This window comes from Campylobacter concisus UNSWCS (assembly GCF_000466685.1).
GTDB lineage: Bacteria > Campylobacterota > Campylobacteria > Campylobacterales > Campylobacteraceae > Campylobacter_A > Campylobacter_A concisus_A.
In genome coordinates this window covers 1-22,983 of sequence record NZ_ANNG01000037.1, presented here as the reverse complement: position 1 = coordinate 22,983, position 22,983 = coordinate 1, and the positions used below count along the sequence as shown (strand labels likewise).

Annotated in this window: 25 protein-coding genes and 1 other RNA gene; 10 read left to right on the top strand and 16 right to left on the bottom strand. The window is 38.9% G+C overall.

What is annotated here, in order from left to right; genetic code table 11:
• Nucleotides 1-23 precede the first annotated feature (23 nt).
• The gene (locus UNSWCS_RS07890) at nt 24-1,364 is read right to left on the bottom strand and encodes a class II 3-deoxy-7-phosphoheptulonate synthase (protein WP_021088086.1); all 1,341 of its coding nucleotides are present in this window, start codon (nt 1,362-1,364) and stop codon (nt 24-26) included.
• 142 nt (nt 1,365-1,506) lie between these two features.
• Between UNSWCS_RS07890 and rarD (UNSWCS_RS07885) the strand changes: the two genes are divergently transcribed.
• The 5 genes from rarD (UNSWCS_RS07885) to UNSWCS_RS07865 are packed head-to-tail and all read left to right on the top strand — an operon-like array spanning nt 1,507 to nt 6,657.
• On the top strand, nt 1,507-2,394 hold the full coding sequence (gene rarD / locus UNSWCS_RS07885) for an EamA family transporter RarD (RefSeq protein ID WP_009293763.1): 888 nt from the start codon (nt 1,507-1,509) through the stop codon (nt 2,392-2,394).
• Entirely contained in the window at nt 2,378-3,265 is an 888-nt protein-coding gene (rarD, locus tag UNSWCS_RS07880; RefSeq protein WP_035143747.1) for an EamA family transporter RarD, read from the top strand. The genes rarD (UNSWCS_RS07885) and rarD (UNSWCS_RS07880) overlap by 17 nt, the downstream gene beginning before the upstream one ends.
• The gene (locus UNSWCS_RS07875) at nt 3,258-3,710 is read left to right on the top strand and encodes a hypothetical protein (protein ID WP_021088062.1); all 453 of its coding nucleotides are present in this window, start codon (nt 3,258-3,260) and stop codon (nt 3,708-3,710) included. Before rarD (UNSWCS_RS07880) ends, UNSWCS_RS07875 begins: the two co-directional genes overlap by 8 nt.
• A 39-nt stretch (nt 3,711-3,749) precedes the next feature.
• The gene (locus UNSWCS_RS07870) at nt 3,750-5,495 is read left to right on the top strand and encodes an McrB family protein (RefSeq protein ID WP_051267840.1); all 1,746 of its coding nucleotides are present in this window, start codon (nt 3,750-3,752) and stop codon (nt 5,493-5,495) included.
• Nucleotides 5,467-6,657 carry an McrC family protein gene (locus UNSWCS_RS07865; RefSeq protein ID WP_021088087.1) on the top strand — a complete coding sequence of 397 codons (1,191 nt, stop codon included), beginning with the start codon at nt 5,467-5,469 and terminating at the stop codon, nt 6,655-6,657. Before UNSWCS_RS07870 ends, UNSWCS_RS07865 begins: the two co-directional genes overlap by 29 nt.
• Before the next feature lie 17 nt (nt 6,658-6,674).
• Here the strand turns inward: UNSWCS_RS07865 and UNSWCS_RS07860 are convergent, their stop codons facing one another.
• From UNSWCS_RS07860 to UNSWCS_RS07795, 14 genes are all read right to left on the bottom strand, one after another.
• Nucleotides 6,675-7,730 carry a glycoside hydrolase family 3 N-terminal domain-containing protein gene (locus UNSWCS_RS07860; RefSeq protein WP_021088075.1) on the bottom strand — a complete coding sequence of 352 codons (1,056 nt, stop codon included), beginning with the start codon at nt 7,728-7,730 and terminating at the stop codon, nt 6,675-6,677.
• On the bottom strand, nt 7,727-8,617 hold the full coding sequence (locus UNSWCS_RS07855; RefSeq protein ID WP_021086264.1) for an NAD(P)H-dependent glycerol-3-phosphate dehydrogenase: 891 nt from the start codon (nt 8,615-8,617) through the stop codon (nt 7,727-7,729). Before UNSWCS_RS07855 ends, UNSWCS_RS07860 begins: the two co-directional genes overlap by 4 nt.
• Before the next feature lie 12 nt (nt 8,618-8,629).
• Entirely contained in the window at nt 8,630-10,051 is a 1,422-nt protein-coding gene (gene gatB / locus UNSWCS_RS07850; protein WP_035143746.1) for an Asp-tRNA(Asn)/Glu-tRNA(Gln) amidotransferase subunit GatB, read from the bottom strand.
• Nucleotides 10,052-10,215: 164 nt separating this feature from the next.
• The gene (locus tag UNSWCS_RS07845; RefSeq protein WP_021088082.1) at nt 10,216-10,899 is read right to left on the bottom strand and encodes a F0F1 ATP synthase subunit A; all 684 of its coding nucleotides are present in this window, start codon (nt 10,897-10,899) and stop codon (nt 10,216-10,218) included.
• 65 nt (nt 10,900-10,964) lie between these two features.
• A complete protein-coding gene (locus UNSWCS_RS07840) occupies nt 10,965-11,726 on the bottom strand; it encodes a TSUP family transporter (RefSeq protein ID WP_021088068.1) in 762 nt (253 codons plus the stop codon).
• Between the two features lie 144 nt (nt 11,727-11,870).
• Nucleotides 11,871-12,407, bottom strand: coding sequence for a superoxide dismutase family protein (locus UNSWCS_RS07835; RefSeq protein ID WP_002942317.1), 537 nt, complete (start codon nt 12,405-12,407; stop codon nt 11,871-11,873).
• Nucleotides 12,408-12,473: 66 nt separating this feature from the next.
• Nucleotides 12,474-13,241, bottom strand: a complete 768-nt coding sequence (locus UNSWCS_RS07830) for a TIGR02757 family protein (protein ID WP_021088080.1) — start codon at nt 13,239-13,241, stop codon at nt 12,474-12,476.
• On the bottom strand, nt 13,238-15,109 hold the full coding sequence (flgK, locus tag UNSWCS_RS07825; RefSeq protein WP_002942291.1) for a flagellar hook-associated protein FlgK: 1,872 nt from the start codon (nt 15,107-15,109) through the stop codon (nt 13,238-13,240). Before flgK ends, UNSWCS_RS07830 begins: the two co-directional genes overlap by 4 nt.
• A gap of 3 nt (nt 15,110-15,112) precedes the next feature.
• Nucleotides 15,113-15,544: a flagellar export chaperone FlgN gene (locus tag UNSWCS_RS07820; RefSeq protein WP_012001657.1), complete on the bottom strand. Its 432-nt coding sequence runs from the start codon at nt 15,542-15,544 to the stop codon at nt 15,113-15,115.
• 16 nt (nt 15,545-15,560) lie between these two features.
• The gene (locus UNSWCS_RS07815) at nt 15,561-15,764 is read right to left on the bottom strand and encodes a flagellar biosynthesis anti-sigma factor FlgM (RefSeq protein ID WP_035142326.1); all 204 of its coding nucleotides are present in this window, start codon (nt 15,762-15,764) and stop codon (nt 15,561-15,563) included.
• A gap of 58 nt (nt 15,765-15,822) precedes the next feature.
• Complete coding sequence (locus UNSWCS_RS07810; RefSeq protein ID WP_012001656.1) at nt 15,823-16,122, bottom strand: rod-binding protein; 300 nt, start codon at nt 16,120-16,122, stop codon at nt 15,823-15,825.
• The gene (locus UNSWCS_RS07805) at nt 16,122-17,174 is read right to left on the bottom strand and encodes a flagellar basal body P-ring protein FlgI (protein WP_021088078.1); all 1,053 of its coding nucleotides are present in this window, start codon (nt 17,172-17,174) and stop codon (nt 16,122-16,124) included. The genes UNSWCS_RS07810 and UNSWCS_RS07805 overlap by 1 nt, the downstream gene beginning before the upstream one ends.
• 57 nt (nt 17,175-17,231) lie before the next feature.
• Nucleotides 17,232-17,798: a 16S rRNA (guanine(966)-N(2))-methyltransferase RsmD gene (gene rsmD / locus UNSWCS_RS07800; RefSeq protein WP_021088073.1), complete on the bottom strand. Its 567-nt coding sequence runs from the start codon at nt 17,796-17,798 to the stop codon at nt 17,232-17,234.
• A complete protein-coding gene (locus UNSWCS_RS07795) occupies nt 17,795-18,139 on the bottom strand; it encodes a hypothetical protein (RefSeq protein ID WP_021086274.1) in 345 nt (114 codons plus the stop codon). Before UNSWCS_RS07795 ends, rsmD begins: the two co-directional genes overlap by 4 nt.
• Before the next feature lie 119 nt (nt 18,140-18,258).
• On the opposite strand from UNSWCS_RS07795, the gene UNSWCS_RS07790 reads away from it, so the two are divergent.
• The 4 genes from UNSWCS_RS07790 to UNSWCS_RS07775 are packed head-to-tail and all read left to right on the top strand — an operon-like array spanning nt 18,259 to nt 21,018.
• Nucleotides 18,259-18,654 (top strand): FlaG family protein, encoded by a 396-nt coding sequence (locus tag UNSWCS_RS07790; RefSeq protein ID WP_021088069.1) that lies wholly within the window; start codon nt 18,259-18,261, stop codon nt 18,652-18,654.
• 2 nt (nt 18,655-18,656) lie between these two features.
• On the top strand, nt 18,657-20,417 hold the full coding sequence (gene fliD / locus UNSWCS_RS07785; protein WP_021088072.1) for a flagellar filament capping protein FliD: 1,761 nt from the start codon (nt 18,657-18,659) through the stop codon (nt 20,415-20,417).
• A 9-nt stretch (nt 20,418-20,426) separates the two neighbouring features.
• A complete protein-coding gene (gene fliS / locus UNSWCS_RS07780; RefSeq protein WP_035143745.1) occupies nt 20,427-20,798 on the top strand; it encodes a flagellar export chaperone FliS in 372 nt (123 codons plus the stop codon).
• Nucleotides 20,791-21,018: a hypothetical protein gene (locus UNSWCS_RS07775; RefSeq protein ID WP_021085119.1), complete on the top strand. Its 228-nt coding sequence runs from the start codon at nt 20,791-20,793 to the stop codon at nt 21,016-21,018. The genes fliS and UNSWCS_RS07775 overlap by 8 nt, the downstream gene beginning before the upstream one ends.
• Nucleotides 21,019-21,119: 101 nt before the next feature.
• On the opposite strand, the gene rnpB is transcribed toward UNSWCS_RS07775, so the two are convergent.
• Nucleotides 21,120-21,446, bottom strand: an RNA gene (gene rnpB, locus UNSWCS_RS11525) — RNase P RNA component class A.
• 508 nt (nt 21,447-21,954) lie between these two features.
• On the opposite strand from rnpB, the gene UNSWCS_RS07770 reads away from it, so the two are divergent.
• Nucleotides 21,955-22,983: Cache 3/Cache 2 fusion domain-containing protein (locus tag UNSWCS_RS07770; protein WP_035143744.1), on the top strand; the 1,029-nt coding region annotated here is incomplete at its 3' end.

The window sequence follows — 22,983 nt, the reverse complement described above, 5'->3', positions numbered from 1 at the left end:
TTTTTCTCCAAATTTTATAAATTTTAAGCTTTTTTAACTAGATCAGCCATCAAAAATGCAAGCTCTAAAGCCTGATCAGCATTTAGTCTTGGATCGCACTGCGTCTCATATCTCTCTTTTAGCGAGCTTTCAGTGATGTTTAGCGCGCCGCCGGTGCATTCTGTCACGTCTTTGCCAGTCATCTCAAGATGCACGCCACCTGCTCTTGTGCCCTCAGCTTTGTGAATTTCAAAAAAGCTTCTAACCTCGCTTAAAATTTTACTAAATTCACGAGTTTTGTAGTTGTTTGAGGCTTTAACGGTATTGCCATGCATAGGATCGATGCTATAAACGATATTTAGCCCCTCGCGCTTTAGCTCTCTTAAAATTTTAGGTAAATTTTCGCCGATCTTATCAGCGCCCATTCTGATTATCACATTTAGTCTGCCAGCTTCATTTTCTGGATTTAGCTTATTTGCGAGCGCGACGACGTCTTCAGCTTTTGCACTTGGTCCGATCTTAACGCCGATAGGATTTTTCACACCACTTAAAAAATGCACATGAGCGTCGTTTATGCCGCGCGTTCTCTCGCCTATCCAAAGCATGTGAGCCGAGCAGTCATACCACTCGCCACTAAGGCTATCAACCCTAGTTAGCGCCTCTTCATAAGGCAAAAGTAGCGCCTCGTGAGATGTATAGACTGCTGTTTGATTTATCGCTGGAGTGTTTGCTGAAGTGATGCCACAAGCTGCCATGAAAGATAGAGTTTTTGTTAGATCATCAGCTAGTTTTGCGTATTTCTCACCGATCTCTGGCCTTTTAACAAAGCCTAAATTCCACTTATGCACCTGATGAAGGTCTGCCAAACCTCCTCTTGAAAAGGCTCTTAATAGGTTCATCGTAGAAGCACTTTGATAGTAGGCCTCTATCATGCGTTTTGGGTCGGCAACTCTAGCTTTTTCGTCAAATTCAAAGCCATTTATGATGTCACCTCTATAGCTTGGCAACTTAACGCCATTTACCTCTTCATAATCGCTACTTCTAGGCTTTGCAAACTGCCCTGCTACGCGGCCTACTTTGACCACTGGACAGCCACCGCCAAAGGTTAAAACTATCGCCATTTGAAGTAAGACCTTAAACATATCTCTGATGTTGTTTGCGTTAAAATTTGTAAAGCTCTCAGCGCAGTCGCCACCTTGAAGCAAAAATGCCTCGCCATTGCAAACTTTTGCAAGCTCATTTTTAAGACTTCTAGCCTCACCAGCAAATACCAAAGGCGGAAGTGCTTTTAGTTTTTCTTCAGCCTCTTTTAGCTCTTTTAAATTTGGATAAGTTGGTTGTTGTAAGATGTTAAATTCTCTCCAACTATCTCTGTTCCAAGTCATAAATTTTCCTATCTTTTACCTTAATTTAGCGCTGATTATATCACGCAAAACTTAAAAAATAAAAGCCATTAATGGGTTATTAAAGATATTTTGCATACAATCGCTACTTTAAATTTACCCAGAAAAAGAGAAGATTTTTTTCATGATAAAAGGCATTTTTTATTCGCTTTTGGCATCAGTTTTATTTAACTGCATTTACTACATGTCAGTGCTCATGAACCCCATCAGCACACAAGCTCTTATTGGATACCGCATGATCTTTGCCATGCCTTTTGTCATCGCCGCCATTTTTTTGTTAAAACAGCAGCGAAATTTCAAATTTTTACTTCTAAAAATAAAGCTAAAACCTAAAATTTTACTAGTTTTGCTTGCTACCTCGCTCATCGTCTCATTTCAGATGTGGCTCTATCTCTGGGCTCCAAGTAACGGCGCAGCGCTAAAAGTCTCGATAGGCTACCTCATCATGCCAATAGTCATGGTCCTTTTTGGACGGATATTTTTCAAAGAGCACCTCTCAAAAACAAAGTTAGCATCGATATTTTTCGCTGCCATTGGCGTCTTTAGCACAGCAGTTATTAGTGGTGGCATCTCGTGGGAGAGCGCTGTAGTTTTTTGCCTTTATCCAGTCTATTTTACCATTAGAAAGTACTACAACCTTGCAAATTTCTCAAGCTTTGTTATCGAGATAATTTTTATGTTTTTATTCTCATTTTATTTTGCGCTCACAGCCGATATGGACTACGTAATGAGCCAAAATCCAAACATCTACTATCTGCTCATCTTGCTTGGTGCTATCAGCGGCATAGCCCTCATCGCCCAGATCCTCTCAAGCACGCTCGTACCGATAAATGTGCTTGGTTTGCTTACATATTTTGAGCCTATAATGATGCTTTTTGTCTCATTTGCCATCGGCGAGAGACTGGAGAAAAGCTCATACTTTTTGATGATCTGCCTAGCCATCTCTGTCACGCTTTTGATGATAGATAGTATAAATTCTATAAAAGGCGACAAAAATACCAAGACTAAATGAGAGCCAAAAAGGCGTTATTCTCGCGCTTAGCGCCTTTTTTATGTGGGGATTTTTGGCGGTTTATTTCAACCTATTTAGCAAAGATGTCGATGCTTATGAAATTTTAGCCCACAGGATCATCTGGTCATTTTTCTTGATGGCGGCAGTGCTTTGCATTAATGGCAAAATGGGCGAAATTTTTGCGCTTCTTAAAGATATCCACTCGCTAAAGGCTCTATTTTTAAGTGGTATTTTTATCACCATAAACTGGGGCGTTTATGTCTATGCGGTGGGTAGCGGTAAAATTTTAGACACGAGTTTGGGATATTTTATAAATCCCTTGATAAGCATGCTCCTTGGCGTCATCATCTTTAAAGAGCGCCTGAGCAAAGCTAGCGCCATAGCCGTTTGCATCGTCATCGCAGCCGTCTGCGTGCAAATTTACGCTAAAGGTGGCCTGCCACTTGTCTCTATCATCTTGCCACTTTCGTTTGGATTTTACGCGATGGTTAGAAAGATGGCGAAGATTAGCGCATTTAACGGGCTTTTTATCGAAACATTTTTTATGTTTCCATTTGCGCTTGGCTACGTTTTATGGCTGGTTTTTCACTCGCAAAGCCACTTTGGACTAAACGAGGACTCACTTTTAATGATCGCTTCAAGCATCGTAACCATCGTGCCACTTGTCGCTTTTAACGCAGCTACGACAAGGATAAATTTAACGACGATTGGCTACTTGCAATACATCTCGCCAACCATCGCGATCCTTTGCGCGGTCTTTATTTACGGCGAAATTTTAGATGGCTACAAAGTCATCTCATTTTGTATGATCTGGCTGGCGCTTGCGATAATTAGCGTAGATAAATTTAGAAAAAGGAGTAAAAATGAATAGCGTAACGATCTATTTGCTGCTTGCGTTTTTTGCAGCGCTTATTTTATATTTTCAGATACAAAAACTAACCAAAAAACTTGACGATGAAGGAGCGGTGCCTGCATATCAAAAAGCTGCGCAAGAGGTTTTGCAAAATTTAAATAACGCTGAGAAATACCCTAAATTTTGCAACGTCATACAAAAAAAGATAAATGCTTTAAGACAAGACATACTCTTTGAAGATGCGCTAAATGAGGCTGGCGACAAGGACAAAGCATTGGATCAGCTCGAGCAGACAAGAGATAAGCTAGAGGCGCTTTTAAAACAAGAAAATGCAAACTGGGAGAGCGAACTTGTTGAAATTTTAGACGAGATCGATGGCTTTGTAAAGGCAAATTTCAAAAACGGCGAAGATAGAGCCGAAGAGCTAAGAGAGGAGCTAAAAAAAGAATTTGATGGGTTGTGAGAGTGGCTTTGGTAAATTTTGATAATTGAAGGAGTAAGCGTGTTTGAGAATATAGACTATGACGGTTTTAAAGATTATTGTAAAAAAACTTTAAGTAAAAATACGGTTCCACAATATCAAACCTATTTAAGAAATTTTATTAGTTATTTAGAAGACAATAAAATTTACTCAGTTTTTGATTATTATGACTTAAAAAGCAAAAATCCAAAATATCTAGAAGAAGAGTTTTTAAAATCTGGAAAAACAAAAAAATCTTTTGCTGACTATAATTCAGCAGTAAGTAAGTATATAGAATTTATAAATAGCAAAGGAATAACAATGCCAACAACAAACAATGAAATACAAAAACATAGAACAAATTTCTCACTAAATCAAATTTTATATGGTCCTCCAGGAACTGGAAAGACATATAAGCTTTCAAAGATCATGGACAAATTTACTCAAGATCTCAATGTAAAATCAAGTGGTGACACTGATGCGTTATATGAAATGTTAAAAATAGAAAACTACACTTGGTATCAAGTGGCTGCAGCCATCTTGTATGATGCAGCTGAGTCAAACACTAATGGCGGTTGGCTTAAACTAAATAACGGCATAGTAAATCACATTTTATTTAAATTAAAATCAATAAAATCAGGTTCAAAAACACCAATACAAACAATATCATCAGATTTGTTATTTCATACAAAAATGGATTGTGAATATGTAAAAACACAAGAAAGACGAGCGCCTTTTATCTTTGAGAAAAACGAGAAAAGTGAATGGTGTGTAGATACAAAAATACTTAATGATGAGTGCCCTGAAGCCATAGAGCTTTACGAAAAATACAAAGAGATAAAAGATAAAAAGGTAGGCACAAGCTACACTAAAGAAAATTTTAAATTTATAACATTTCACCAAAGCTACGGATATGAGGAATTTGTTGAGGGTATAAAGCCCATATTTGATGGCGAAAACGAAGATGGCGATATAACTTATGAGATATCAAAAGGCATTTTTTATCAGTGCTGCGAAAATGCTTTGCTTCTTAGTGATTACAAAGGCAAACTTAGGGACTTTTGCGATTTGCCAAAAGATGAGCGACAAAAGTTTTTTAATGAAAACACACCAAAATATGCCATCTTTATCGACGAGATCAATCGCGGAAATATATCTAAAATTTTTGGTGAGCTCATAACTCTTATAGAGCCGTCAAAAAGGCTAGGGGCAGATGATGAGATAATGGTCGAGCTGCCATATTCAAAAGAGAAATTTGGAGTGCCCTCAAATTTATACATAATAGGCACGATGAATACAGCAGATCGAAGCATAGCTCTTATGGATACGGCTCTTAGAAGAAGGTTTGAGTTTGTGGAGATGATGCCAGAATATGACAACCTAAACGAAATAAATATCGAAGACATAAATATAGGAAAAATGCTAAAAACGATAAACGAGCGCATAGAATATCTTTACGACAGAGACCACACGATAGGGCACGCTTATTTCATAAATGTGTCAGACTTGAAAACGCTTGCGAATGTCTTTAAAAACAAAATTTTACCGCTACTACAAGAGTATTTTTACGACGACTGGGAGAAAATCAGGCTCGTTTTGGGTGATAGTCAATTTATCAAAGAAAAGAAGTCAGCAAATGCTTTATTTAAAAGCGGCACGGACTATATAAACGACAAAATTTTATACGAAATAGACAAAGAAGCTTTTTACGACGAGCAAAACTATCTAAAAATTTACAATTCAACAAGTAGCCAAGTAGATGAAGCAAAGTCAGCTAACCCTAACTGAGTTTGAGCGCATATATCAGCACGATATATGCAAAAAAGACTTTGGCGATATAGAAAATTTTATCCTTAAAAATAGCGATGAAAATGCGCCGTTTTTAAGGATAGCAAGCGGAGTTGGCGGGAAATTTATACAAGCTAGAAACTATGTCGGCGTTTTGCAAACAAAAAGTGGCTTAACGATAGATATTTTTCCAAAAATAGCAGACAAAAACGACGCCGAAAGATCGAAAGCAGTTTTTATAAAAATGCTAAGAACGCTAAAAAATTTCCCATTTAAAAGCTCAAATTTGGCTAGTTTAAAAACCCAAAATTTACCGCTTTTGGAAATTTTCATCTCTATGTTTTTGTGTGAGCTTGAAGCTCTTGTAAAAAAGGGGATAAAAAGTGACTATGTGGTGCTAGACGATAACCTAAATTTTCTAAAAGGGAAGCTAAACATAAACGAGCAGATAAAAAGAAATAGCGTCCACAAAGAGCGGTTTTACGTAGGATACAGCGAATTTTTAAGTGATATAAAGATAAATAGGATCATAAAAACGACGCTTAAATTTCTATACAAAAAATCAAATTCTAGTAAAAATCAGCAAAAAATACGCGAGCTTTTATTTATATTTGATGAGGTCTCGGAGTGTGAGGATTATAAAAATTTCTTTGCAAAGCTTGTCATAAACCGCCAAGTAAAGCACTATGAGCAAACTCTTTTATGGTGCAAGATCTTTTTGCTTGGCAACTCATTTACACCGCACAAGGGCGATGATCTAGCCTTTGCCTTGCTATTTGATATGAATGCGCTTTTTGAAAGCTATGTTGGAGATTTTATAAAGAAAAGCTTTCCAAGCACAATATTACAACACTCAGAAAAACACCTCGTAGAAGAGCCAAAAAGTTTTAAACTAAGGCCTGATATATTTTTAAAAGGCAAATTTATAGCCGACACAAAATGGAAGATCGTAAAGTCAAAAGATGATATCTCACAAGCCGACCTATATCAGCTATATGCTTATGGCAAAAAACATGAGTGCAGCAATCTTTACCTAATATATCCAAAGATAGATGACATAAGACAAAAAACTATGAATTTTAGATACGACGATAAAATGCTGCTTGAAATTTTATATTTTGATCTTGAAAAAGACGAAAATAACGCAAATTTACTAGCGTAACTTTCTAAAAGCCAAATTTAAAGCTTCGCCTTTAGAGCCATTATCCTCTTATATGAAGCGTCGATTCGCTCTTTGCTGATCTTTTTCTCATTTACAGCATCGATTATGATCTGAGTGATAAGATCGGCCGTTCTTTGGTTATTTATCTTAAACTCGCTAAAGAGCAAGATATCGCCACCAGCGTTTATAAATTTCACCACTTTTTGCGCTAAAGCTTCGTCGCCAACGCCTTTCATCAGCATATCATCGCTGATAACCACGCCATTAAATTTAAGCTCATTTCGCAAGAGATCGGTTATTATTTTTTTAGAAAGTGTGGCTGGATTGTCTTCGTCGATACCCTTTACAAAAAGGTGTCCGACCATGATGATCTGCGCTCTACCTGTGCTTATCGCGTCTTTGTATGGCAGTAGCGCATCTTTGCTTAGCGTGACCTCGCTCTTATTTTTATGTGAGTCCTCTTTTGAGCTGCCATGTCCTGGGAAGTGCTTAAGTGTCGTTAGGATGCCCTGCTCTTTAAATGCGTCCATAAAAGCATCAGCATAGATCACAACCTTGCTCGCATACTCGCTAAACGCCCTTTGCTTAGCGGCAATGATCGGCGAGTTTTCATCGTGCAGATCAACCACTGGGGCGAAATTTAAATTTATGCCGCACTCTTTTAAATTTATAGCCATTTTTGAGTAGAGATCGTATGCGCTTTTGATATCAAGCGTGCTTGCGACCTCGTATGCGCTAGGATATGGACCGTCAAAGCTCTTATCCTTCATTCGGCTCACGTTGCCGCCCTCTTCATCGATAGCGATGAAAATTTTAGGACTTTTCTCTTTGATGGCCTTTATGCTAGCTTTTAGTTGGGCTTTATTGGTGACGTTTCTGCCAAGTAGCATCACTCCGCCAAATCTCTCATACCCAGCGTCGCTTAACATCGCGCGAAACGCAACATCTTTTGTGCTAGCTCCGTTAAAGCCAACCATTATCATCTGCGAGACCTTGGCTCTTAGGCTCACCTCTGCGCCGTTTAGCCCCATAGCAAAAATAGTCACAAAAAGTATAAATTTAAAAGCTCTCATCTTCTTCCCAAAAGCGATTTTACGCTCTCAAAAACATCTTTGCCATTTAGCATATTTTCAACCTCACTGGCGATGGGTACATATATGCCCTTTTCTTTAGCGATCTTGCTAATAGCCCTTGCAGTATCCACACCCTCTGCCACCTCGCCAAGCTCATTTAAAATTTTCTCTAATCTCTCGTGCCTTGCGATGCCTAGACCTACGCGGTAGTTGCGCGAAAGTATCGATGAGGCGGTTAAGAAAAGATCTCCTGCGCCGCTTAGCCCCATAAATGTCTCATCTTTTGCACCAAAAAATTTGCCAAATCTAGCCATCTCAACAAGCCCACGTGAAATGAGGCTAGCTCTTGCGTTGTTGCCAAGACCAAGTCCGTCGCAGATGCCACCAGCTATGGCGATCACGTTTTTATACGCACCACACACCTCAGCACCGATCACATCATCAGATGTGTAGGCTTTCATATAGCTTGGGAAAAATGAGGCAAATTTTAAAGCTAAATTTTGGTTTTTAGAATTTACCACCAATGCACAAGGCAGCTTTTGCATGATCTCTTTTGCAAAGGTCGGCCCAGAAAGAAAGGCCAAATTTTCTCTATCAACAAAGTCTTCATAAATTTCATTTAGAAATTTAAGATTTGCCGTGTCTATGCCTTTGCTGGCGACTAGGATCTTTTGACCTTTGTTTTTGTAGTTTTGCTTTAACCATAAATTTGTAGCTTGCGTTGGGATCGTGCAGACTAGATATTCGCACTCCAAAGCTTCATCTAAGCTTACAAAATTTGGCATCTCTCTTGGCGTTCTTGAGCTGATGACGCACTCGTTATTTTCACTAAATGCGTGAAAAAGCGCACTGCCCCACTTGCCAGCTCCGATGACTGCTATGCTCATTTTAGCCCTTTTTTAGCCTATTTTGGCCTTTAAAAGCTCATTGACCTTGCCTGGGTTAAAGGCACCCTTGCCCTCTTTCATCACCTGACCGACAAAGAAGCCAAACATCTTATCTTTGCCGTTTTTATACTCTTCGACTTTGTCGGAGTTTGCAGCTAAAATTTGATCTATGATCGCGATGATCGCTGAGTCGTCGCTCACTTGTTTTAAGCCAAGTTTTTCGATGACGCTATCGACGTCTGCGTCATGCTCCATTAGATAGTCTAGCACCTCTTTTGCAGCCTTGCCGCTAATCGTGCCATCTTCTATGCGTTTTAGTAAATTTATCATCTTGGCGCTGCTAACTGGGCTTGTCTCGATCGTTACGCCGTTATTTAATCGGCCAAGAAGCTCGACTATAAGCCACGTAGTAGCAAGCTTTGGCTGAATTCCAGCAGCGATTAGCTCTTCAAAATATCTAGCCATCTCAACGCTTTGAGTTAAATTTAGCGCATCACTCTCTTTTACGCCTAGCTCACTAACATATCTTGCGACCTTTTGCTCGGCAAGCTCTGGAATTTTGATCGCTTCGTTATACATCTCTTCTGGCACCTCAACAGGTAGCAAGTCAGGATCAGGAAAATACCTATACTCCGCGCTATCCTCTTTGCCACGCATAGATCTTGTTACTAAATTTGTCGTGTCAAAGAGCCTTGTCTCTTGATAGACTTCTTCGTCATATTTGCCATCTTCCCAAGCTGCACTTTGGCGCTCTACCTCGTAGTCGATCGCTTTTTGGATAAATTTAAATGAGTTTAGGTTTTTTATCTCAACTCTTGTGTAAAGCTTGGTGTCGCCTTTTGGACGGATAGAGACGTTTGCGTCGCAGCGGAAGCTTCCCTCTTGCATATTTGCGTCGCTGATGTTTAAAAAGCGAAGGATTGAGTGCAGTTTTTTAAGATAAGCCACCGCCTCGTCGCTACTTCTAAGGTCTGGCTCGCTAACTATCTCAAGAAGCGGCGTGCCGGCCCTGTTTAGATCGACCAAGCTCTCATTTTCTTCGTGGATATTTTTACCAGCGTCCTCTTCAAGGTGCGCTCTAGTTACGCCGATACGTTTTTTAGTGCCATTTACGTCGATGATGAGCTCGCCGCCTTCTACGATAGGTATCTCAAACTGTGAAATTTGATATGCCTTTGGAAGGTCTGGGTAGAAGTAGTTTTTTCTATTAAAGACTGATTTTTTATTTATCTTAGCGTTTATCGCTGTGCCAAAGCTGATCGCCTTTTTGACTGCCTCTTCGTTTAGCACAGGTAGCGCTCCAGGCAGAGCTAGGCAGGTCGGGCAAACGTGAGTGTTTGCCTCATCGCCAAAGCTAGTCGAGCAAGAGCAGAAAATTTTAGTTTTTGTATTAAGCTGAGTATGAACTTCTAAACCGATAACAACTTCAAACATATTTTTACCTTTAAATTTATGCAAATTTTTAGTGCGTATTTTAGCGATACTTTCTTTTAAAATATCTAAAGGGGAGCTTTAGCGATCTATTTATATAGGTTAAAAATGTTTTTGGAGAATAAATTTAAAAAGAGAAAAGCCATATAAAAATATGGCTTTAAATTTTAATGCTCATGCTCGCTAATGGCAACAGCACCAGCTAGATAAACGTAAGTTAGCATCATGAAGATAAATGTTTGCAAAACAGCCATAAGTGTTAGAAGTGCAAAGGCTGGAAGTGGAGCAAACCATGGTGCAAGTGTAAGCATCGCAAGTAGAAACAAGTCATCGCCCTTGATGTTACCAAAAAGACGGAAAGATAGCGAAACTACACGTGAAAGATGTGAGATGACTTCGACTGGAAACATTATAGGAGCTAGAAATTTGTTTGGTCCCATGAAGTGTCCAAAGTATTTGAACAAGCCATTTTCTCTAATGCCCTCAAAGTTGTAATAAATAAATACAACCAAAGCCAAAACTAGAGTTAAATTTAAGCTTGAACTTGGTGACTCAAAGCCAGGGATGATACCGATGACGTTTGAGAAAAATACGATAAAACCGATAGTTGCGACAAGTGGTAGGTATTTTCTAGCTAGCTTTTCGCTGCCTAAAGTATCCTTGCCCATAGAGATAACGCCCTCCAAATAAGCCTCAACTATGTTTTGAAGGCCTCTTGGCACAAGCTGCATTTTACTCCTTGCGATGTAAGCAACGATAAGGATGATCAAAGCTACAAGGCAAAAGTGAAACGCGTAGACAAAGGCATGTGAATGGTTTAGCAAATTTGAGAATAGAAACAAATCTTTCATTGATTTACCTTAGATTTAGAATTTTGCGTGATTGTAACAAAATTATTGTTAAAACATTTTTAATTTTAAGCCTTAAAGTAGTCAAAAAGTAGTTTGCAAATGGTCGCTGCGACAACTATCAAAAACATCGTTCTAATAAATTTGACCTCTTTTTTGATGACTAAATTTGAGCCAAAATAAGCTCCTAAAATTTGTCCCACAGCCATCAAAAAGCCAACTAACCAAAGTATCTGCCCGCCTGCTACAAAAACGCCAAGGGCTACGATGTTGCTGGTGAAATTTAAAGCTTTCGTGTGAGCGACAGCTTTTTTTAAATTTAGCCCAATCAAAGCCACCATCGCAAACATCCAAAACGAGCCTGCTCCTGGGCCAAAAAAGCCATCATAAAAGCCAAGAATTAGTCCAAAAACGACATAAAAAAGCCCCTCATTCATCTTTGCAGCCCTGTCGCTCTCGCCTATTTTTGGCATAAAAAGCGTGTAGATGAAGATGGCGATTAGCAAAAATGGGATGATTATTTTTAAGAAATTTGCATTTAAAAATAAGATGAGCGTTGCGCCAATGAGGGCTCCAATAAATGTAAAAACTATGCCAACAAAGCACTCTTTGTAGTTAATCAGCCCTTTTTTAGTGAAATTTAGCGTTGCCGTGAAGCTGCCAAAGACGCCTTGAAGTTTGTTTGTGCCAAGAGCTAAATGAGGTGGCACGCCCATAGCCATGATGGCTGGCAAAGTGATCAGTCCACCGCCTCCTGCGATCGCATCGATAAAACCGCCCAAAAACGCGGCGACAAAAAAGACAGTGTAGCTAAGTAGGTCAAATTCCATTTTTGTTCTTTGTAAATTTAAGTTAAAAAGCGGATTGTAGTTTAAAATTTTGAAATTTCATCTTAGAAACGGGGGTTAAATTTGAGCGCTAAATTTAAAAAAGCCTTTAAATATATAAATTTAAAGGCTTTTTGTGAGGTTTAATTATTTAATAACGCCGCAAAGCATTCTAGCGCCGCCACCGCCAAGTGCTTTTGGCTGGTCGCTGTGGTTGTCGCCACCGACGTGAACCATCAGTGAGTGACCTTTTAGCTCGTCAAGGTTTTTTATCTTTGGAGCTAGCACTGGGTAGTTTGCATTCCCCTCAGCATCTACGTAAAGCGCTGGTAGATCGCCTTTGTGACCCTTATCGTCCCATGCAAATGAGTGCATCTTTGTTTCAGCTGGATCCCAGTGACCGCCTGCTTTCATACCAAGACCTTTTTCAGTCGCGCCACAATCGGCATTTTGATGAACGTGAAAGCCGTGAAGTCCTGCAGGAAGACCTTTTAAATTTGGAAAAAATGCAACGCCGTAGTTTGTCTTAACAGCTACTACTTCGCCAACGCTCTTATCGCCCTTTTCGCTTAGCTCATTAACAGGTATGACTAGATGTTCGCCAGCCTTTGGATCAAAGTGATGACCCTCGTGAGCAAAAAGCAAAGTTCCTAAAACTGCACTTAGTAAAACGATTTTTTTCATACAAGCTCCTTATGGATAAAATTGTATGGTAAGTCTATCCTAAATTTAGAAATTTAGCAATAATTTTTATTTTTTAAGATTTTTTACGATAGTTTCTAACTCTTTGCTCTGCCCTATCCTGTAAAGCGCAAAGTCATATTTTATCGGATCAAGCTCGTCAAATTCTCTAAGTTTTTTTGTAAGCTCCATCACCGCTTTGAAGTCGTAGCTCTTTCTATTTATAAGTCCTAAATTTAACGAAACCCTATGCGTGTGCACGTCAAGTGGCATCAAAAGCCTATCTTTTGGCAAATTTTTAAATAGTCCAAGGTCGATGTCGCTATCTCGCACCATCCAGCGAAGATACATATTGTAGCGTTTATATGGACTTTGTGGCTCCCTCTCAAAACTCTTGCCAAAGAAAAACTCATATCCATCTGAGCGGTAAGAATTTAGCCCATAAATAAATTTAATAAGCTCATTTACGCCCTCTATCATCTCGCCGTTTTTTGCAAGACCTTGGCGCAAAATTTCTTCTATGTTGCCCTCTTTTTTCAGGCGTGAAAGCGTGATAAAAATTTCTCTCACATCATTTTCATTTTGAAAGCGGTATTTGAAATTTGAAAGATTTTTCTTGATATTTTGCTCGCTCTCATCAAGCAGGCTAAATTCAAGCGAATTTAGAAATTTAACTATCATTTTTGCGTTGCCATAGGCAAATAACGCACAAATAAGCGCTATGTTTGGCTCTTTAAATTTAGTAGCTACTTGAAGTGGGTCCGGGGCGTCAAATAGCCCCGAATTTGTATTTTTACTAAGTACGTGTGCGTCTAAAAGGCTCTTTAGTTCGCTCATTGTTTTAGTGAAAGAAGCGTGTCAAGCATCTGATCAACGGTCGTGATGATTTTTGCTGCTGCACCGTAGCTTGCTTGAAAGCGGATTAAGTTTGTAAGCTCTTCGTTGGTATCTACGCCGCTTGTTGATTGAAATTCCTCTTCAGCAGTCCTTTGCAAAGATGTGTTTGTGTCGTGGATAGTGTTGTTTGCCTCGGTATCGCTCGCCATATCGGTTGTGAAATAACGATAATATCCCTCGATCGTTTCATCTCTATCAAGCGCAGTGCCACTTGAGTAAAATGTCTGCTTTTGGTACTGAAGCTGGATCATCTTGTTTGCAACTTCGTTATTACCCACGACTGGCTTTGAGTAGGCACGAAGTTTTGTGTGATCTTGAGTGAAATTTTGATTGATGCCGATTGTATTTGAGTTTGTGCCAGAAAAAAATCTGTTGATACCAACAACGCCTGGGAAATTTGTGCCGTGATCGACTATTGAGATGCTATAAAGCCCTTGAGCTTGCTTTGGTATGAGCGCAAATGTGCCTTGATGCGTATTTTTATCATAAAAATACGACGCTTCAAAGAAGTCATCGACGTCATTTAGCATGTTGTTGTCGTTGTTATCGTCTGAATTTGAGTTAAAATCCTGCACAACAGAGTTGCCGTATTTTGTATCATTCATCGTCGTAGTGCCGTTTATCTCGATGGTCTTTTTGGCTACGACATTGCCTTTGTTATCATAAACTATAGCATCAAAACTGCCATTTCTTATACTGTTGTCGTGGTTCATCAGCGTCTTGTCGTTTTCTAGATAGCTGATCGGATCTGAGTTTGAAATTTCAACCGCAGACTCGGCATAGACGTTATTTGTGCTAGTTATTAAAGTTTTTGAAAATGTATTTAGGTTGTCGATATATTTTTGGATGATACCATCGCTAAATTTATCATTGTCTGGCTCGTAGTTGCGGCCTCTAAGATCAAGCGCAGCGCCTATCTTGCCATTTGTGATCTTCTCCTCCATAGGGATGCGTCTGCCATCTTCTCTTTCATAATAAATTTTCGTGTATTGCCCACTCTCGGTTGAGCTCATAGAAATTTCATGAAAATTTACGCCATCAACGATGCTCACACCGCCGATATTTAGGTTGTAGTATCTTCCTTGATCGCTTATGCCTGTATCTATCCTTGACTCGCTTTTTAGATCGCTTTTATAAACAGCTGTATTTACTAGCTTTGACATAGCAAGCTCTAGCTCATCGCGCTTATCACGAAGGTCATTTGCATTTATCTTGATGCCAGCGTCTGCGCCTGACTCTACTCTTTGAATTTGCTTATTGATGTTTGCTATTTGCTTGCCAAGTGAGTTTATCTCGTTTATATTTATCTTTATAGTCTCATCTATCTGTGTGTGCATATCATAAAGCATCTTTGATGAGCGGTTGATGCTAGCTGTTAAAACGCTAGCTTTGTTTATCAAATTTACCTTTTGAGCGCCCTCGTCTGGGTTTGAAGCAAAGTTGTTCCACGCAGCAAAATACTCCTGTATATCTTTTACCATGCCGTTATCTTTTAGATCTGGGAAGTATTTTGTCGCCTCTTGTAAAATTCTCTGTTTATAGCCTGTATTTTCTAAATTTGATGATGAATATTTTAGTCTTGAATAGGCAAACTCATCGTGAAGCCTTGTCACGGTATCTACTTGCGTACCTGTGCCAACGCCACCAGGGACAGTGTTCATCGCTGGAGATGCTGACTGGACTACACGCTGCCTTGTGTAGTAGTTACTATCGGCGTTTGTGATGTTGTTTCCAGTTGTGCTTATTTGCACTTGGGCTGCATTTAGCCCTGAAACGCCTGTGCCTAATGACATAAAGATATTAGCCATTTGTTAAACCCTTGATTTGTAAAAATTATTATCTGTGCCGCTGCCGTCTTGTCCGTATTCATTAGTCTGAGTACCAAAGACTTTTTTGCTAAGCGAGTCGAAAAACTCCTTAACAACAACGACGTGTCTTGCATATTCTTTATTTACTTTATGCAAAATTTCAAGCTTTGAACGCATAAGCACTAGTTTTGACTTCACTTCATCATCTAAAACATTTGCAAGTGTCGTAGTGCCACTCTCTTTTGAAACCCTTAGCAGCTCTTTATCCAAAGCTCTTTTGGTATCTTCAAAAGCACGCACGAGAGCATTTTTCTTCTTCACGCTCTCATCAACGCTTGAGTGCTTCGCCTCTTTTATATTGGCGATATCTTGCATCGTTAAATTTATAAGCTCGTCTAGCTCGCCTATGGCCTCGTCCAAAAGCTTCTTTATCATTTAAATTCCTTTAAATTTAGAGCAACGCATCAGCAACAGCTTTTGCTGTTTTAGAGATATCTACCTGATAGGTGCCATTTGCTATTGCATCAGCTATCTCTTTTACTCTTGCGTTTTCGTTTGTTTTTACTTCTTTGTTTTCATTTTCAACTCTAGCATCGCTATTTTTATTTAGCGTATTTGCCTGGTAGTTTGGTCTTTGGTTCAAAGGAGTTATCATATCCATACCTCTTAAAATAAAATGTTTATATCACTACATCGGCAAAATATAAATTTACTTAAGAGTCTCTCTTCAAAAAATCGTATAAAAGTTCTGAAAAACCTAAATTTCCACTCAAAGCTTTGCTCATAGCGTCATTATACATAGACCTGTAAATGTCGCTGCCAGCGGCTTTTGGATAGAGTGAGTTCTTATCATCTTCTTTTAAAGCGATATCAAGAACAGCTTTTACCATAAATGCTTCAAAAGCATCAGTTTGCTCTTTTAAAAGTGCATCTTGTTTGGCATTTGCGTTTTTTATCTTGTTTGCTGAGATGTCACTATATGAATTTAGTGCTAGGGTATTGTCTATTTGCATTATATTATCTCCAGATCGACTTGTATCGCGCCAACTCGTTTTAAATTTTCAAGTATCGAGATGATGTCACTTGGTGTTGCACCAAGCTTGTTTAGCGCTCTTGTTACGTTTGCAACGGTTGTTTTTTCACCTGAAATTTTAAGTAAATTTTGGCTAGGAGCCACCGAGGTGTCGCTACCTATATTTACATCATTTTGTGCTGCCTCTTCGTAGCTATTTGGCTCTATCTTTATAGTTATAGCGCCATGAGTTATCACGACTGGACTAACTACTGCGTTTATACCGCTAACTATCGTGCCAGTTCTCTCATCAACTACGATCTTTTCATCTGGCTTATACTCGACATCAAGATCAAGCACGGCGCTTGCAAGCTCGATGATACTAACATCATCTGGCTTTTTAACGATAACCGTTCTTGGATCGATCGCCTTTGCAGTATCGTCTGAAATGTTTGCATTTATGGCGTTTTGGATATCAAGAGCGGTTTTAAAATTTGTATCTTTTAGGCTTAGTTTTATGCTATCTTGGTTGTAGATATCGTAAGTGACCTCGCGTTCCACAAGGGCGCCATTTAAGATAGTGCCAACGGTTGGGTGGTTGCCACCACTTCTTCCTGCACTCTTGCCACCGATACTAAGAGGTCCTTGAGCCAAAGCGTAGATATCGCCATCAACGCCTTTTAGCGGAGTCATAAGAAGTGTGCCGCCCTGCAAGCTCTTAGCGTCGCCGATAGATGAGATCTCGATATCAAGCTTGTCGCCATGCCTTGCAAATGCAGGCAATTTTGCCGTCACCATAACAGCAGCTGCGTTTTTAGACTTGATATCATCTGGATTTATCTTGACATTTACGCCTTGAAGCATGTTTGATAGCGACTGGATCGTAAATTTTGACGTTGAGCCATCCCCTGTGCCGTTTAGTCCAACGACTAAACCATAGCCTATTAGCTGATTATCCCTTACGCCAACGATGTTTGCAAGCTCTTTTATCTGCGTAGCAAGGGCTGAAGTAGCTATCACTGAAGCTGCTACAAAAGATAAAATTTTTTTCATATTTTTTCCTAAAATTTAGCTATTTTAGGTTTTTAAAGCAAAAGATGTTCCAAATTTTTACTGAAAATAAGAGAGAGAAGTAGCTCCAAATTTTTTAAATTTAACAAGCTTATACGCAGAAATTTCATCTCCAAATTTAAAGTCGCTGTTATGCTCAAAAACTATCATATAAATTTTCTCTTTTTTTAGCTGTGAGATCAAATTTACGAGCTTTTCGTAGATATCATCAAAGCCAGCCCTTATGTCAAATGGCGGATCAAGATAGAGCAAAATCTTGCCATTTTGCGAATTTACAAGATCAGGCAAAAGCGCAAAGCTATCGCCATTTATCGCTTTTAAATTTGGACTTTGCAGGCTTGCAAGGTTGCTTTGCGTGATCTTAAAAGCAGCTCTATCTTTTTCGATAGCGATAGCCTCGCGCGCTCCGTTACTAACAGCCTCGCTTGCCATCACGCCACTTCCGCCAAAACCCTCTATAAATGTAAGTGAGCCAATTTCATCTCTAATGACGTTAAAAAAGGACTCTTTTACGATGCTTTTTGTGCTTCTTGTCGTGCTTAGACTTGGCAATTCAAGCCTTTTGCCTTTAAATTTACCACTTGAAATTTTGGTAAAAAGCTTCACTGATTTGCCCTTAAAATTTCAAGCAGATCAGCTTTAAATTTATCAATTAGGAGTGATACTTTTTGCTCCAAGCTCTTTTCATTTACTATCTGATCTGGCTCTTTTGCCTTTGAAATTTGCGTGGCTGAGTAAAACTCCTCGAGCGTATCAAGAAGAGTGGTTTTGTTAAACGGATGAGAAAGATGAGCGTTCTTGCCTATTATAAATAGCGGTTTTTTTGTGACGATCTCGCGGTCACTTACTACAAAATCACAATCCTTATGATGAGCGGCTAAATTTCCACAAAAAAGTAGCAAGGTCTTTTGCAGCAAAATGCAGTCGCATTCAAATGAAATTTTCATATCCCGTCCTATAAATTTTGCTCGATTTTAACCTAAATAATCAAAAATTTATATAAATACTAAAGGAATTTAAAATTTTACCGATGTAGGAGCTAGCGTAAGTTTTAAGGAGTAAAACTATGGAAATTTTCAAAGTAGCGGCAAATCAAACGCTCGAAGCAAACATGAGCACGTCGGCTCAGCGTCAAATCGACAGCAGACCTATCGAGCACTCTGATGTCAAAGTAAATGCCGACAAAAACGGCAAGTCAAAGGATGCTAACGAGCTTGACGGGCTTAGCAACGAGGATCTTGCTAGAAAAACAAGAGAGGTCACTGATAAGCTAAACTATCAGATGCAGCAGCTCGATACGAATGTAAGATTTGCTTACAACGAGAAGTTAAATTTGATGGTTGTTCAGGTAAAAGATGCCAAAACAGGCGAGGAAATAACACAGCTTCCAAGCAAAGAGGCTATAAAAATAAGTGAATACTTTAGGGAAAGTATAGGCATACTTTTTGATAAGGAGAGTTAAAAATGGCAGTAGGTAACGTAACAAATTTAGGCATCGGTACAAAAAATAGCGGCCTAAACGACGAGCTCATCAAGAAACTAAAAGAGGCTGATGAGGCTGGACAGATCAAACCACTTACAACAAGGCTAGAGAAAAACGATCTTAAACAAAAAGACCTTGCGGCGCTAAAAACTCTTGTTAGCAACGTAAATGTGAGCGGCAAAACACTTGGCGGCGAGGCTTTGTATCTAAAGAGAAATACAAACAACGCAGGCTCAAGCGTCACAGCATCTGCAGCAAACGGTGTTAGCGTGCAAAGCTTTAGTATCGACGTGCAAAAACTTGCTCAAAAAGATACATTTCAAAGCAAAAATTTCAAAAAAGCTTCAGAGATAGTGGGCGCAACAAGCACTGGCTCATTTGACGTTGAGATCGACGGACAGAAAATCTCTATCGGCGTGACAAGATCGACAACATATCAAGATATCGTTGATAAGATAAATGACGTAAGTGGCGGTAAATTGCAAGCTAGAATTTTAAATGTTGGTGGCGATAAACCAAATCAAATAATGCTTCAATCAGGCAGCACTGGCGCTACGCAGACTATCAAAATTTCGAACGATACATCTGGCATTTTAGACAAGCTTGGCTGGGATGATACGCAGTTTCAAGACACAGATGAGAATGGCACACTATTAACAAATCCTGATGGTTCACCAAAGATGACATCAAATTTGGAAAAAAATAGAATTCAAAAAGCACAAGATGCAGAATTTACATATAATGGCGTAAATGTTAAAAGGGATAAAAATACATTTGATAATCTAAGACCAGGTGTTACTATAACACTAAATGAGGTTGGTAAAACAAATGTTAGCATTTCACAAAATACAGACGAAGTCATAAAAGCGGTTGAAGAGTTTATAAAAGACTACAACCTAATGACAATGAACCTTGAGATCGCTACAAAATATGACGAAGAAAAAGGTGCTGGCACTTTCCAAGGCGTAAGTGAAATTTCAAGCCTTAGATCAAACATCGGACGTCTAGTAAATGGTCAAGATAGCGAAGGCAAAGCGCTAAGTAAATTTGGCATAGTGCCAGATAAAGACGGTCAGCTCCAACTTGATCTAAATAAATTTAATGCAGCTCTTAGCAAAGATCCAGAAGAAATTCAGAAATTTTTTATGGGTTCAAGCAAGACTGAGCCGATAAGCTACTTGGGTAACTCAACCGTTAGCGCAGGTGCGTTAAATATCCAAGCTGGCGATCTAACGATAAATGGCAAGTCGGTTATATTTTCAACCGCAGCTGGCGGAACAGCTGAGGACAACGCTCTAAAACTTCAACAAGCTATCAATGACGCTGGTATCGACGGTGTCACAGCTAGCCTTGATCAAAGCGGCAAGAGGATCATCTTAAAAAGAAGCGATGGCGAAAATATCGAAGTAAAAGGCAAGGCTTCTGCACTAGCAACTCTTGGTATGAGTGAAGCCACTGTAAATCCAGTGACTAAAAAAACTGATGGTCTATTTACAAAGCTAGCTAAGATGCTTGATGGTGCTGTTGGCAAGAAAGGCACTATGATCGCTATGCAAAATCAGCTAAAAGACGAGAGTGAGTCTATCACTAAAAATAAAGAGAGCACTCAAAAGCTTTTAGATGAGAAATATACAACGATGCAAGAGCGCTTTATCAAGTACAACGCTATCATCGCAAGTTTAGAAAATCAGTTCTCAACTCTAAAATCAATGATAGATGCTGAGATAAACAGTAGAAAATAAGAGAGAAAAATGAATCAAAGTGCATATAGTGCATACGCACAGTCGAGTTTCGGGGGCATCGAGTCCCCGACTAAATTAATAGAAATGCTTTATGACGGAATTTTGAAATTTATATTTCGCACAAAAAAAGCGATCGAAGCTGGAGATATAGAGAAAAAAGTCTATTATATAAACAGAGCAAACGCTATCTTTGTCGAGCTTTTAAACTCGCTTGATTATTCTCAAGGCGACGTGGCTCACTACCTTAGCGGACTTTATACAAGACAGATGCAGCTTCTTGCTATGGCAAATATCCAAAACGATATAGCAGCGCTAAATGAAGTAACAAATGTCGTAAAGCAGTTATCAGAAGCATGGAGGGAGGTAACATCAGGTGAATAGCTGGATCAATGAATTTAAGCTAGCGTTAATAAACGAAGATACAAGAAAGCTAGCTGCACTATCACAAAGCTTTAGCGAAGATATGTTTAAAAGCTTAGCTTCAGCTCAAGAAGCACAAGCGCTAATCGGCGGTGCGATAGAGCTTTTTAAAACTAAATCTTCACACATCCAAAACGAGCTTACAAAACTGCAAAAAGCTCAAAAATACGTAAAAAATTAATCTAATCTCAAACTTTCAAGGCATGGCAAATTTGCCGGTTTTGTCTTGAAAATCTTTTAAATTTACCAACTGCTTACTACTTGAAATTTACTCTAAATTTAAGCGAAGGCACGGCGTTAAGCCGAGTTCTGTCTTGAGCGATCATTTATCTACTCTTGCTTTTACAAACAAGCTCTAGCGAAGGGTTTTAATATAAGACCAAAACCATCCCTTCTTGCTGCAAGTTGGGTTTATATGGCCGCGCAAGTTACCAAGCGCGCCGGTGGGCTCTTACTCCGCCGTTTCACCTTTACCGCCGAAGCGGAAGTTTGCTTTCTGTTACACTATCCCTTAGGTTTCCCTAGCCATCCGTTAGATGGAACTTTGTCTTATCGCAGCTCGGACTTTCCTCTTTTGCAAGATGCAAAAGCGACCGCTTACCGTGCCAGAGCGTGATTATATTTAAAAATATATAAATTTACCCTGCGACCAAATTTCTCATCAAAATTTTGCAAATTTATCTATGAAATTTTTTGATTTTTGAGCCTAAATTTTGTCACAACTTGGTATGAAATTAATTTTTTTATTTAATCTTTTTAAAATTTCTTCACAAAATCAAGAGTAAAACACTCCAAATTTCACTTTTTTGTTATTTTGCTTTGAAGCTTAAACCAATCTAATAAAATAGACAATAAATCAACAAAACGATACAAATTTAAATTTTAATCCCTCAAAAGCGCAAATTTCTTGCTTTTGCCAAACTATAAATTTTACTTAAAAAGCTAAATTTAAATAGCAATTTTTTATAAATTTTTACTCCAGTTTCATAAAAGTTATAATTATAAATACAAAGCAAACAAAAATTTAAAATTCGTTATTTTTCCCCTAAATTCTATATGTTTTACGAGAAAAAATTTGTATAATAAACCCTTAAAATCTAAACCAAGGAGGATATAGATGAATTTGCGTAGCATCTTAGTCAAGGTCTCAGCGATCATCGCTTTAGTTCTTGCCATTTGTATGGCTTGCTTTGTATTTTTTATATCACATGTCTTAGAGCGTGAGATCAAGGAGGGAGTAGAAACAACTATCCAGCAAAACGTTGCGCTTGCGATGGACACAGTTGAGCTATTTGATGAAGACAACGAAAAAAATGCAGTACTCTCTATGCATATCTTAAAAGAGGCTTTAGGCAACATAAGAGCCACTAACCAAACCATAAAAACAGAAAATGACGATGCTGTAGAGCTTATCTCAGACAAAATGGGCGTGCTAAACAACGACCATGGGATATCTGATAAGATCAAAAAGCTAACAAACGGTGGCATCCCAACTATCTTTGCAAAATCAGGCAATGAATTTGCTGCTGTCTCTACTTCACTTTTACTAGATGATGGCAGTAGAGCGCTTGGTATGCTAAATAAAACGATCTATCCAAAGATGATGAACAAAGAGACATATATAGGAGCCATCAATATTTTTGGCAGAAACTATATGTGTGTTTATGAGCCAGTCGTTCAAAACGGCGAGGTTGTAGCTGTTTTATTTATAGGTTACGACTTCACTGAAGGCTTAGAAGATCTTCAAAAGACAATGGCACAAATGAAGCTAGGCGAGCGTGGATACTTCTCTATCTTTAATACAAAGACAAATGTCTATGACATCCACCCAAGACTAGCTGGCAAAGCACCAGAAGGTCAGCTAAAAGATATAGTTGATGACATAGTAAAAACTAAAGAAGGTGTCAAACTCATAAATACTGACGGAGTTGAGAGAGTGGTTGCTTTTGAGCCATTTGACAAGCTAAACTGGATCGTGCTTGGCTCAGCTGTTACTGATGACTTCTTGACACCTCAAAAAGTAGTTAGCAAAAACTTCATCATCGCAAGCATTATAGTTACATTGCTTCTTATCATAGTATCTATCTTCTTGCTTAAAAAGCTAGTTGCAAATCCTATCGATAGACTAGGAGCAAATTTAAATGCT

Coding starts and splice junctions, on each gene's coding strand:
- UNSWCS_RS07865 (WP_021088087.1), top strand. CDS start 5,467: ATGAAGCAAAGTCAGCTAACCCTAACTGAGTTTGAGCGCATATATCAG.
- flgK (WP_002942291.1), bottom strand. CDS start 15,109: ATGGCTAATATCTTTATGTCATTAGGCACAGGCGTTTCAGGGCTAAAT.
- fliS (WP_035143745.1), top strand. CDS start 20,427: ATGAATCAAAGTGCATATAGTGCATACGCACAGTCGAGTTTCGGGGGC.
- UNSWCS_RS07830 (WP_021088080.1), bottom strand. CDS start 13,241: ATGAGCGAACTAAAGAGCCTTTTAGACGCACACGTACTTAGTAAAAAT.
- UNSWCS_RS07860 (WP_021088075.1), bottom strand. CDS start 7,730: ATGAGAGCTTTTAAATTTATACTTTTTGTGACTATTTTTGCTATGGGG.
- UNSWCS_RS07820 (WP_012001657.1), bottom strand. CDS start 15,544: ATGATAAAGAAGCTTTTGGACGAGGCCATAGGCGAGCTAGACGAGCTT.
- UNSWCS_RS07815 (WP_035142326.1), bottom strand. CDS start 15,764: ATGATAACTCCTTTGAACCAAAGACCAAACTACCAGGCAAATACGCTA.
- fliD (WP_021088072.1), top strand. CDS start 18,657: ATGGCAGTAGGTAACGTAACAAATTTAGGCATCGGTACAAAAAATAGC.
- gatB (WP_035143746.1), bottom strand. CDS start 10,051: ATGTTTGAAGTTGTTATCGGTTTAGAAGTTCATACTCAGCTTAATACA.
- UNSWCS_RS07855 (WP_021086264.1), bottom strand. CDS start 8,617: ATGAGCATAGCAGTCATCGGAGCTGGCAAGTGGGGCAGTGCGCTTTTT.
- UNSWCS_RS07835 (WP_002942317.1), bottom strand. CDS start 12,407: ATGAAAAAAATCGTTTTACTAAGTGCAGTTTTAGGAACTTTGCTTTTT.
- UNSWCS_RS07890 (WP_021088086.1), bottom strand. CDS start 1,364: ATGACTTGGAACAGAGATAGTTGGAGAGAATTTAACATCTTACAACAA.
- UNSWCS_RS07840 (WP_021088068.1), bottom strand. CDS start 11,726: ATGGAATTTGACCTACTTAGCTACACTGTCTTTTTTGTCGCCGCGTTT.
- rarD (WP_009293763.1), top strand. CDS start 1,507: ATGATAAAAGGCATTTTTTATTCGCTTTTGGCATCAGTTTTATTTAAC.
- UNSWCS_RS07875 (WP_021088062.1), top strand. CDS start 3,258: ATGAATAGCGTAACGATCTATTTGCTGCTTGCGTTTTTTGCAGCGCTT.
- UNSWCS_RS07845 (WP_021088082.1), bottom strand. CDS start 10,899: ATGAAAGATTTGTTTCTATTCTCAAATTTGCTAAACCATTCACATGCC.
- UNSWCS_RS07805 (WP_021088078.1), bottom strand. CDS start 17,174: ATGAAAAAAATTTTATCTTTTGTAGCAGCTTCAGTGATAGCTACTTCA.
- UNSWCS_RS07810 (WP_012001656.1), bottom strand. CDS start 16,122: ATGCAAATAGACAATACCCTAGCACTAAATTCATATAGTGACATCTCA.
- UNSWCS_RS07795 (WP_021086274.1), bottom strand. CDS start 18,139: ATGAAAATTTCATTTGAATGCGACTGCATTTTGCTGCAAAAGACCTTG.
- UNSWCS_RS07790 (WP_021088069.1), top strand. CDS start 18,259: ATGGAAATTTTCAAAGTAGCGGCAAATCAAACGCTCGAAGCAAACATG.